General features: G+C 66.6%; 10 protein-coding genes. 4 read left to right on the forward strand and 6 right to left on the reverse strand.

The window, feature by feature from the left end; translation table 11 throughout:
* The first annotated feature begins 18 nt into the window (after positions 1-18).
* Positions 19-1,161 carry an HPP family protein gene (locus ESZ60_RS12625; protein ID WP_425331320.1) on the forward strand — a complete coding sequence of 381 codons (1,143 nt, stop codon included), beginning with the start codon at positions 19-21 and terminating at the stop codon, positions 1,159-1,161.
* Here ESZ60_RS12625 and ESZ60_RS12630 read toward each other — a convergent pair.
* From ESZ60_RS12630 to ESZ60_RS12655, 6 genes are read right to left on the reverse strand one after another with little or no spacing between them, the layout of a single operon-like run.
* Positions 1,142-2,188, reverse strand: a complete 1,047-nt coding sequence (locus ESZ60_RS12630; RefSeq protein ID WP_134681098.1) for a glycosyltransferase family 4 protein — start codon at positions 2,186-2,188, stop codon at positions 1,142-1,144. The genes ESZ60_RS12625 and ESZ60_RS12630 overlap by 20 nt on opposite strands.
* Positions 2,185-3,714: an ABC transporter permease gene (locus tag ESZ60_RS12635; protein WP_134681136.1), complete on the reverse strand. Its 1,530-nt coding sequence runs from the start codon at positions 3,712-3,714 to the stop codon at positions 2,185-2,187. Before ESZ60_RS12635 ends, ESZ60_RS12630 begins: the two co-directional genes overlap by 4 nt.
* Positions 3,711-4,475: an ABC transporter ATP-binding protein gene (locus tag ESZ60_RS12640; protein ID WP_134681099.1), complete on the reverse strand. Its 765-nt coding sequence runs from the start codon at positions 4,473-4,475 to the stop codon at positions 3,711-3,713. Before ESZ60_RS12640 ends, ESZ60_RS12635 begins: the two co-directional genes overlap by 4 nt.
* A complete protein-coding gene (locus ESZ60_RS12645; protein ID WP_134681135.1) occupies positions 4,465-5,442 on the reverse strand; it encodes an ABC transporter substrate-binding protein in 978 nt (325 codons plus the stop codon). Before ESZ60_RS12645 ends, ESZ60_RS12640 begins: the two co-directional genes overlap by 11 nt.
* Positions 5,443-5,491: 49 nt before the next feature.
* Positions 5,492-7,075, reverse strand: a complete 1,584-nt coding sequence (locus ESZ60_RS12650; protein WP_134681100.1) for an alkaline phosphatase family protein — start codon at positions 7,073-7,075, stop codon at positions 5,492-5,494.
* Positions 7,072-7,812, reverse strand: a complete 741-nt coding sequence (locus ESZ60_RS12655) for a CDP-alcohol phosphatidyltransferase family protein (protein WP_245155687.1) — start codon at positions 7,810-7,812, stop codon at positions 7,072-7,074. The genes ESZ60_RS12650 and ESZ60_RS12655 overlap by 4 nt, the downstream gene beginning before the upstream one ends.
* Before the next feature lie 92 nt (positions 7,813-7,904).
* On the opposite strand from ESZ60_RS12655, the gene ESZ60_RS12660 reads away from it, so the two are divergent.
* From ESZ60_RS12660 to ESZ60_RS12670, 3 genes are all read left to right on the forward strand, one after another.
* Complete coding sequence (locus ESZ60_RS12660; RefSeq protein WP_134681101.1) at positions 7,905-8,453, forward strand: cytochrome b; 549 nt, start codon at positions 7,905-7,907, stop codon at positions 8,451-8,453.
* Between the two features lie 198 nt (positions 8,454-8,651).
* The gene (locus ESZ60_RS12665) at positions 8,652-10,346 is read left to right on the forward strand and encodes a phage tail sheath C-terminal domain-containing protein (RefSeq protein WP_167620139.1); all 1,695 of its coding nucleotides are present in this window, start codon (positions 8,652-8,654) and stop codon (positions 10,344-10,346) included.
* Positions 10,347-10,369: 23 nt separating this feature from the next.
* Positions 10,370-10,750: a hypothetical protein gene (locus ESZ60_RS12670; RefSeq protein WP_134681103.1), complete on the forward strand. Its 381-nt coding sequence runs from the start codon at positions 10,370-10,372 to the stop codon at positions 10,748-10,750.
* Position 10,751: the final 1 nt, after the last annotated feature.

Consider the following 10,751-nt stretch of genomic DNA (forward strand, 5'->3'; position numbering starts at 1 on the left):
ATCATGCAGGCGAGTGATTTGCGTATTTTTCGTTCATTAGGACCAGCGGTTGCCGGGACCTCGCTATGGGAAGCCACCCGCGCAGGCATAGGGGCACTCATCGGCCTGGCGCTGACGGGGCTTTTTCTGCTCTCGCCCGCCATTGATCTCCAGACCGGATTGTATCTGGTCGCCCCGTTCGGGGCGAGTTCGGTTCTTCTTTTCGCCATCCCCAACAGCCCTCTGGCTCAGCCTTGGTCGGCGATCATCGGCAACAGCATCGCCGCGCTGATCGGAGTTGCGGTCTGCATGCTGGTGGCGGACCCGGCGGTGCGGGTGGCGCTGGCCGTAAGCCTGACCATCACCGCGACGATCCTGTGCCGCGCGGTCCATCCTCCGGCCGGGGCGGTCGCGATGACGGCGGCGATGAGCCCCGATGCCATAGAGCAGCTCGGCTTCTGGTTCGTGCTTGCTCCGGTCGCGTCGGGAACTTGCCTGCTGGTCCTGCTGGCGATGATCTATGCCCGGCTCACCGGGAGGCGCTACCCCTTCCGCCAGTTCGACGAGCCGAACCGGCATGGCACGCGCGACGCCGAGCCGGCCGAGAGGCTAGGTCTGTCGGAGCAGGAATTGGCAAGGATCCTTGAGCGGTACAGGCAATCCTTCAACCTCGGTGTTGAGGATCTGGCCCGTCTGATCGGCGCCGCGGAACTGCAGGCCGCGACCCATCATATCGGTCCGATGACCGCGGGCGAAATCATGTCCCGCAACCTGATCACGGTCGGTCCCACGACCCGCCTGTCCACTCTGGCTGATCTCTTTGGGCGACACCATTTCACCTCGCTTCCGGTTGTCGGGCCAAAGGACGAATATCTGGGCGTCATCTTCCAGATCCACCTGATCGAGGCTCTGCGCGGACAGCATGGGCAAGACGTAACCCGGGCCGCCGCCAGCATCATGGACGTGCACGGCCCGCGCGCGACAGCTGACACGCCGGTCGCAGCGCTTCTTCCGATGATGGCCGAGGGCGAGGTCGATGCGGTCCCCATCGTCGAGGAGGAGCGGATCACGGGTATCGTCACACGCACCGACATGATGGCGGCGCTGGCCCGGCATCGGGCGCAGTCCCGGCCGGAAGCGGATCGTGCGCGCGGGGGGCGGATCAGTCCAGCCGGTCGATGACCGCGCTGGCAATCCGCGCGGTATCGTCCCAGCCCGGAAGGTTTCTGCCGGCGGCAAATGCCTGTGCCGCCATTTCCTGGCGCAGGAATTCATTGGTCAAAAGCGCGCGCAGCGCCTCGGCAAAGGCCAGCGGGCGATCCGCGGGGACCAGGATGCCTGCCGCCGCGGGCACGGTTTGGGGCACCGCGCCGACCCTGCAACTGACGATGGGCAGGCCGCATGAAAGCGCCTCGTCCAACACGATCCCATAACCCTCGTAACGGGTCGCCAGAGCAAAGATCGACGCTTTCGCATAAAGCGTCTCTAGCTCGGCTTGGGGAACGCGTCCCGCCAGCCGAATGCGCTCACCGGCGGGCGACCCGGCAATCTGTCGCGTCAGAGCCTTCGCGCAATCCGCGTCCCAGGGATTGCCGACGATGACCGCGCGCCAGTCCAGCCCGGCCAATTCGCCAAGCGCCGAGATCAGCACGTCATGCCCCTTGCGCGGATGCAATATGCCGACCGACAGGATCAACGGAGGGCGTTCCGGCGCGGCCGCGTGCGGAGGCCGGTCCGTGCCCGGCGGCACCACGCTGATCATCCCGGGCGCGACGCCGTATTGGCCGGTCAGGATCGCCTTGGTATGCAGGCTGGGAACCATCACGTGACGGGCATGGCCAAGATTGGCGCGTTCGGTCCGGTACAGGTGATCGCGGCGCGCGGCGGACAGCCCGGTCTCGAGCGCAAGCGGATGGTGGATCATCGCGATGAGCGGCGCGCGGACCTGCGCCAGCGCCGTGGGCGCGATCGCGCCAAAGACCAGCCCGTCCAGAATCAGCGGATGCGCCGGATCGACCGCCGCCAACAATGCGGCCGCGCGTGCCATCTCGGCGCCCGATGGGGTGGGAAAGCCCGCGGGCAGCGCCAGATGGCGCATGGGATGGCCCAGATCGCGCAGCCCTTCCAGCAGGCGTCGCTCGTAGATATAGCCGCCGGTCAGCGAGGCGATGTCTCCGGGAATGGCAAAGGTGGCGGGGCGATGGGTCATGGCCGCATCTGTTCAGGGGCATAGACCCCCAGAACCCGGCGTTCGATCGCGGCGACCCCAGCGTGACACAGCATGGCAATCACCGTCACCAGCGCCACGGCGGACCAGAGCATCCGGTAATCCGAGGTCGAGGCGGCCAGCGCCATCAGGCTGCCAAGCCCGCGCCCGGTCACCAGCCATTCCACCACCGTCACGGCAAGGATCGCCGCCGGCACTCCCATCCGGGCGGCGGCGAAAAAGGCGGGCAGCATCGCGGCCAGGCGGACATGGAGCATCTGGGCCAACGGCCCTGCGGCATGGACTCGGAACAGATCAAGGATCTGGCCGGGGGCCTGTCGCAGCCCATGCAGGCAGGCGATGAAACTGGGGAAAAAGATCATGATCGCGACAAGGCTGACCGTGCCAAGCGCATTGCGGCCAAGCAGCAGGACGATCAGCGGCCCGGTCGTCACGATCGGAACCGCCCGCAGTGCCAGCGCCAATGGCAGGACAAACCCGGCGGCTCCCGGGCGCAGTGTCACCAGAACGGCAAGCCCGGCCCCGCCAGCAAGCCCGGCCAGATAGCCCGCCGCCGCAAGTCCAGCGCTTTGTCCCAAAGCGCGCATCAGACCGTCTCGCAGGGCAGGGTCATGGAAAAGAGCGGCCGCGACCTCCGCCGGACCCTTGGCGAAAAACGGCGACAGGCCCGCAAGCCGGATCGCCGCCGCCCAAAGCCCGATGACCGCGATCGCCAGGATCACAGGGCCCAGAAGGCTGCTCCGCGCGGCCGGGACCCGGGGCGGTGCAAGCAGCAGCGGAGGATCTTCGCGCAGCAGCTTGCGGGCGAGCGCGCCGATTGCGGCATGGGCCAGCATCGCCGCAGTCGCCGCGACCAGCGCGACCGACCACAGCGCGGGCACGTCCAGGGCGCGCATATAGCGGATCGTCAGAACCCCCATGCCTCGCTCGGCCCCGGTGAACTCTCCCACCATCGCCCCGAGGAATGCTGCCGGGGCCGCGATCTGAAGTCCCGCGAAAAGATAGGGCAGCGCGGCGCGGGCGCGCAGATGCCACAATTCCGAGAACCGCCCCCGGCCATAGCTATGGACGAGGTCCAGCCAGACCGCGGGCACGGCACGCAGGCCGATCAGCAGCGCGGCCAATGTCGTGAAATGCACAGCCAATGCGGCCAGAACGATTTGCGGACCCTCGCCCGGCCCCATGAGAACGCGCAGGATCGGCCCGATGGCAATCAGCGGCAGACAAAAGCCCGCCAGGGCCAGGCCGAGGACAAGATCCTGAAGTCTTGGCCAGAGAACGGCAATGGCAGCGCAGAAGATCGCTGCGAAATTGCCCAGCAGGAATCCCGCCGCCGCATTGCTGGCCGTTCGTCCCAGCGCGCGGGCGACGAGGCCGGAATGTTCGAAGAGCCAGCGCAGGATCTCGAGCGGTCCTGCCAGAATCAAGCCCAGGCTCAACTCCATGGCCAAGGCCTGCCAGCCGATCAGCAGCAGGATTGCACCGATCAGGCCCGGCCTCGGGGTCATCCGCATGACAAGGCGGCCAAGGCCAGCGACGCGATGGCGCGAAATTGCGGGTTCTGGTCAAGATCCGCAGGCCTGGGACGGGGCAGGGGCACGGCCAGATCGGCAACGATCCGGGCCGGGCGGGGGGAAAGGACAAGGATGCGGTCCGAAAGCGTGACCGCCTCATCGATCGAATGGGTGACAAGGACTGCGGTGGTTCCGCGCCCTTGCCAAAGCGGCGGCAGATCGCGCGCCAATTGGCGACGGGTCAACTCGTCCACCGCGCCGAAGGGTTCGTCTAGCAGCAGGATGCGTGGCCGGGTCACCAGCGACCGGGCAATGGCCGCGCGCTGGCGCATGCCGCCGGACAGCGCGGCGGGACGGGTGGCGGCGAACCCGTCAAGACCGACCAGCGCGATCAACCTTGCCACATGGTCGGGATCGGGTTCTTGGCGCGCGAGGCGGCGCGCCAGCGCGACATTCTGCTGGACCGTCAGCCAGGGAAGCAGCGATGGGTCCTGAAACGCGACCGAGATCGCCCCCTCACGGCGCTGCTCGGCGGGGGTACGGCCAAGAATGCTGACAGTTCCCCCGGACGGCATGTCGAGACCGGCGATCAGACGCAGCAATGTCGATTTGCCACATCCCGAGGGTCCGATCAGCGCCGTGGTCAGGCCCTCGGAGAATGCCAGATCCATTTCCGCGACGGCCTCGACCCCGCCCGGATGGGTCTTGGACAGGCCCCGGCAGATGATCGCCGCGGCGGCCTCGCTACCGGGCATGTATCTCGTCGAGGATGGACCGGTCCCACAGATCGGTCGTCACCTTGTAGCCAAGATGCGCCAATGTCTCGATATTGGCGGAAACGCTCGCCTCGTCCCAGGCGCCAAAGCCTTGCGCCTCGGTCAGGTCGGAAAACATCAAGGGCACCTGTCGCGCCGCCTGAAGTTTCTGGGTCTCCTCGTCCAGACCGGCATCGGGGAACATGCGCAGGGTCAGGCGGGCCGCGGCATCGGTATCGGCACGGTAATCGTTCCAGCCGCGGATCTCGCCCTGCATCAGGGCGAGCAGTTCCTTGCGGCGGGCGCTCAGGCTGTCACGCGTCGCGATATAGGTCTGGGAATGAACCGCATAGCCGTGATCGGCCATCAGCATGGTCAGGCATTCGACGCCGTTCACGGCCATGGCGACCGGCAGGTCGGTTTCCCAGCACAGCAGGCAATCGACCTCGCCCGCGATCAAGGGCTGGGCGGAATATTGCGTTGGCACGATGCGGATCGCATCGAAATCGACCGCGTTCAGGCTGCACAGGGCCCGCAGCACCGGCGTATTCGCAATCGCCATGCCGATCCGCTTGCCCGCAAGATCGGCGGGGCTGCGCACCGGATTGGCGGGCAATGAGGCGATGACAAAGGGGTTTTTCTGCATGGCAACGCCGATGATGCGGAAATCCGCCCCCTGCGCGACGGCGCTGGCGGTGTAATCCGCGGCCGAGATGCCCACCAATGCGGTTCCGGCGACCACGGGCGGCTCGACCGGGGCATTGGGGCCCCCCTGCATCAGGCGGACATCGAGGTCGCTCTCGCGCCACCAGCCCCTGTCCTGCGCGATATAGCTGCCCGCGAACTGGACCGAATGCAGCCAGGACAGTTGCAGGCCGACCGGCGTGCCTGGCCAGGCGGGACGGGCCAGACCGAGCGCTGCCATTCCCGCGACAACCCCGCGCCTCGTGAGTGTGGAAGAGATCATCATGCTTCTGTCCCCCTCGCCGCAGCCTCGGGCAACCGGGGCCGCGAAATCAACAATTTTTCGCTTCCCGCTGTTCCACGGCACTGCACGATTCGCCGTCGAACCCGCCCAGAATGAGGTCGCGCAGTTGCTCCAATGGCCGTGAGGGCGCATCGGGTGGGGGGATCAGCCCCGGCGCAAGACCCCATGCCGCCGTGCGCTCGACCAGAGTATGCGGGCCGATCACATGCAAAGGCACCTCCCGCCCTTGCTTCAGCGCGATATGCGGCGCGGCGGGATGATCGCCCAGGATCAGGACCAGCGGGGCCTCGGCGGCGTGTCGCAGCACATACCCGGTGACGGCCTGCAGCGCGTAATCGAGCGCGTCGCGATAGCTGCGCCGAACCCTGTCCTGATCGCGCCAAACCACCGCCGGGGGATCGCCCGATTCGGCCATCTCATCGAATTCCCGTCCGTCACCGATGAGGTCCCAGGCCAAGATCCGCGGCACTGGCGTCCATGGCGCATGGGACGAGATCAACGCGATCTGGATCATCATCCTGGGCCGCGCCCCGCCGTTTCGCAGCAGCCGGTCCATCGCGGTCAGGGTGAATTGATCGGGCATGGTCACCCAGTCAAAGGGCTTCCCGCGATAGCCCAGATCGGCCGCAGCCAGAACCCGGTCAAAGCCCATCCGTTCCGCTTCGGGCCAAGGGCGGGTGATGGCGGGCATCACCGCCGCGGTCCGGAACCCGGCTTGGGCGGCATGGTGAAACAGACCCCTGCGCGGGCTTGCCAGAACCGCGCGATAGGCGGCCTGATCGGCAATCCTCAGCCCGTTTGCGGCCGTGGCATGGGCAAGCCAGCTTTGCCCGCCCTGAACCGGCGAGACGAAGAACCCCGAGCGCGCTGCCAATCCCGCCTCGGCAAGCGCCGTTTCCGCACGGCGCAGCGTGTCGATATGGCGGGCGTAAAGCGGCTGGGAAAAGCTGCTGCGGCCATAGCTTTCGACAAAGATCAGCAGCACGTCGCGGTCGATCGCCCCGAGCATTCCCGGGCGGCCAAGATGGGGATCCGTGGCGGCCGCTTCGCGCAGCCGGCGCAGCTCCGCAAGGCTTTGCCGGATCATCGCGGCATGGGCGACAAGATAGCCCGCATTGCCCGCGATCGGCGCTTCGGCCGTGGCGGCGGGCAGCAGAACCAGAGCGCAGATTGCCGCGGCAAAGGAACGTTGCGCGCCGCTGATGGGCCGGGCGGCCCAGCACCTGACCGCAAGGCCAAGGGCAAGCCCTCCCGCAATGGCCGCGACCACGGCTCCGCACGCGAGCGAAAGCGCCGCCATTTCGCCGAACGTACCCGCAAGAAGCCGCCTTCCCGCATCCAGCAGCGCGAGATCCGTCACCGGATTAAAGCTTCGACCCAAAGCGGCCTGGGTCACGAGATCCGCCGCTTTCAGCAGCGCAAGCGCCAGCAGCACTGGCAGCAGCAGAAATAGCGCCGCCCGGCCCAGGACGCAGATCAGCGCCAGTAGCAGCAGCAATTCGACGAGATGGAGCGGCAGTTCCGCCCAGGGCATCGCCGCTTCGCGCGGAATGAGCAGGATCAGAAGAATGGTCCCGGAGGCCAGAAACGGGCCGATGCGCCGCCCGCTCATGTCCGGGCCCGCCAGAGCCGTGCCACATCCGTTCCAAAAGACCATGTCAGCCCAAGGATCGCCGTCCATGCAAGCAGGCTGGAAAGCACGGGCGGCAAGGCCGGCAATTGCAAGAGGACCAGCACCGAAAGCTGCGCGACGCATATCAGCTTGCGGCGCAGGCTGGGCGCAAGCGGGGCCGCGAGCCAGGGCCAGATCCATCCTGCCGCGACGAAGACGTAGCGCATGACGCCCAGCAACAAGGTTGCGATCCCGACCCCGGCTGCGACGGCATGAAGGCTCAGGACAAGGGCCAAAGCGGCATCGGCCTCGATGTCGAAGCGCGCGCCGAAAGCCGAGGCCAAGCCGCTGCGCCGTGCCAGCCAACCATCCATCCCGTCCAGCAGCATTGCGCCAAAGGCCAGCAGGGCGACCATCCAGCCACCGGGTTGATGCGCCAGAAGCGGCGGGATCATCGCGCAGGTCAACGCAAGGCGCAGCAGCGTCACGACATTGCACGCGCCCAGCCTCGGATGCGGATAGAAGCGGCGCATGCGCCCCGCGACAAAGGCTCCCAGCAGGATGAACAGGCCCAGAGCGGCGATCCAGCCGACAAAGCCGCCCGACATTCCGGCCCCACCCAGGCCCGCGACCAGCGCAAGCCCGGCCAGCATCGCCAATCCGAAATGGCCGCCGATGCCCGGCCGCAGCCGGACGGTCGGGAATGAAAACCTTGGCGCGGATCCGCTGTCTCGCATGGGCAAAGGCTAGGCTCATGGCGGAAGAGGTCAAGGCTTTCGCTATGCCTGGACGGCAATCCGGATTAACATCGGCGCAGGAAGGAACAGCCATGCCGGAACGGCCCGCAGCCTACCGCCCCACCGCCCGCATGTTTCACTGGGGCATCGCGCTTGCGGTGCTGCTCATGATCCCTGCGGGCCTAGTCATGACGCGCGAGGGTCTTCCCCGCCCCTTGCAGGACGGATTGTTCATCCTGCACAAGAACTTGGGCGTGCTTTTGCTGCTGGCGATGCTGGGGCGGCTGGCCTATCTGGCGACCCATCCGCCGCCCCCGCTGCCCGATACGGTTCCCGCTTGGCAAAAACTGGCCGCGCGTGTTTCGCATGGGGCGCTTTACCTTTTGCTGCTGGTCATGCCGCTCACTGGCTTTACCCGGGTCCGGGCGGGCGGATTTCCGATCGAGATGCTGGACAGGCTGGGTTTCGGCCCCTGGATCGCCCAATCGAAGCCTCTGGCCGATGCGGCGCAATCCCTGCACAGGACCGCGGCCTATCTTCTGATCGCTCTGCTTGCCTTGCATGTCGCCGCGGCGCTTTATCACGCCCTGATCCGCCGAGACGAGGTCTGGGGGCGGATGTGGCCGCCGCGTGGTCCCTGATCCGGGTTTCCGGCGCGGACGACGGCCCCGAAATAGACGCTTGGGCGAATCGGGTCGTCGCGGTTATTATTCCCGCATAGGTCAATTGCTTTTGAGTTCCGGCTCTCCGGGGCTGTACTTGGTATATTGAACTGATTTTTCTCAGTTTTCTGTGCCTTGGCTTGACCCGGAGTCCCTCTGATGATGGAGGTGACTTCCTTGACCGTTCTCGTTGTTCCCGGCGTGAGCATCGCAACCCGTTTTGATGTTCTGCCGCCGCTTCCTGCTGCCTCGGGCGTCGTGGGCATCGCCGCAATCATTGATCGCCCTCCGGCCACCGCGAGCCTGATCGGCCTGACGAAATCCGCCGAGATCGACGCGCTCTTGGGTCCGGGCACCCGGGCCAGCGCGCCCGAGATCGTCCACGCCCTTGGCAATGGCGCGCAGGAGGTGGTGGTCAGTCCCGTCCTTGGTGGTGGCGCGGCCTCGCTCGTGCTGAACAATGCTGACGGAGCCCCGGCGGTGATCCTGCGGGCGCGGTCGAACGGGAGTTGGGCGCATCGGCTCAGCGTCGATATCCGCGCGCTCGCCTCGGGCAGCGGCGGCACGGCCCGTGTCACGCTGAGGCTGCTCGCAGCTGGCCAGGTGATCGAGGAATTCCCCGATCTTGCCGGGGACCGAAACGATCCGTCCGCGATCTTCGACGTGATCAATACCCGTTCGGTCCATGTCGTGGCGGTCGATCCCGGCTTTGACGGGGATGATCCCACGCCCGGCACCTATGCCTTGCCCGGCGATGGCAGCGGCGTGCCGGTCAATGTGACCGGAGAGGCGACCGAGCTTTTCCGCATCCTTGCCGAGACCGGGGTCGACGAGACCGGGCTCTCGGTCGAGATCGCGGGCAGCGGCAATGCGATCACCGTGCGGGTCTCGCGCACGGGGGCGGTGCAGGAAGAATTTACCCGCCTGACCATGGATCCCGACAGTGCAAGGCATCTTCCCGCGGTGTTGCTGGCCAATTCCGCGCTGGTGACCCTGCGGCAGGCCAATTCGCTGGCGCCAGCCGCGCGGCTGCCGGCCGCCACCACGGCCCCGATCCCGCTTCAGGATGGCAGTTCGCCCAATGCGGCTGCCTATCAGGCCGCGATCGACCGTCTGGGGGACGATCCGCGCATCAACCTCGTGCTGGCCGCGATCGAGCCCACCGCCACGAGCAATACCGTCCGAACCATCCATCAGGCGCTGGTCGCCCATGCGGTGCAAGAGGCCGAGAATGGCAGCCCCCGGATTGCTCTTGGTGCGGTGACGGCGGGCGAACAACCTGATCTGGACCAGGTGCGTGACCATGCGGCGGCGGTGCGCAACCGGCGCTTCGTCCTTGTCTCGCCCGCCGGGGCGGCGGGGGCGGTGGCCGGGCTGGTGTCGCGGCTCTCGCCGGAAATATCGCCGACTTTCAAGACCGTGCCGCTCTTTGGCCTGACACCGGCAAGCTATAGCGGCTCGGAACTGAACAAACTGCTTGGGCCAAGCCATAATGCGCTGGTCGTGCAGCAGCGCAGCGGACGGGGAATCATTGTCCTGCGCGGGCTCGATACGTCCGGCGATCAGATCTCGGTCACGCGGGTGGCCGATGCCGCGATCCGCGAGACCAAGGCCATTGCCGAGAATTTCATCGGTCAGCTCAATTCCTCGGATGCGCGCGCCGCCTTGCGCAGCCAGATCATCGCCACCTTCACCCGCATGGAGCGCGCCGGGGCGCTGGTGCCCTCGACCGATGGGACCGACCCTGCCTTCTTCGTCGATGTCTATTCGACACAATTGGATTTCGCCCAAGGAATCGTGCGCATCGACATTGCCGTCCGGCCGGTGCGGGCCATCGATTTCATCTACGCCACGATCCGCGTCAAGAATTAACCCAAGCCGGAAGGAGGCTCGCGATGTCTCTGATATTTGCAGCCAATGAAAGCGCAGTTCTGGTCAATGGCGAACCCGTTCTTGGGGTGCAATCGCTGGAATACCGCCGGGTGCGCGAGCGCAGCAACGTCTATTCCGTCGGCGGGGCCGAGCGCGTCGCCGTGGTGACGGGCCGCGAAAAGGTCGAGATCCGGCTCTCGGTCGCCTCGACCTGGCCGCCCCTAGACGAATTGGGCTGGGCCGAGGAGCCCTTTGCCATCACCGCGCAGCTGCGCTCGGCGGGCGGTGAGACGACGGTGTCCTTCGACGAGGTGCTGATCTCGGAAAAGACCTTTGCCATGCCCGTATCGGGCCGGGGCGAGACGGTCTATGAGATGACAGCAACGCGCGTGCGCGAAGGCTGAC

The organism is Paracoccus ravus, assembly GCF_004522175.1.
Lineage (GTDB): Bacteria > Pseudomonadota > Alphaproteobacteria > Rhodobacterales > Rhodobacteraceae > Paracoccus > Paracoccus ravus.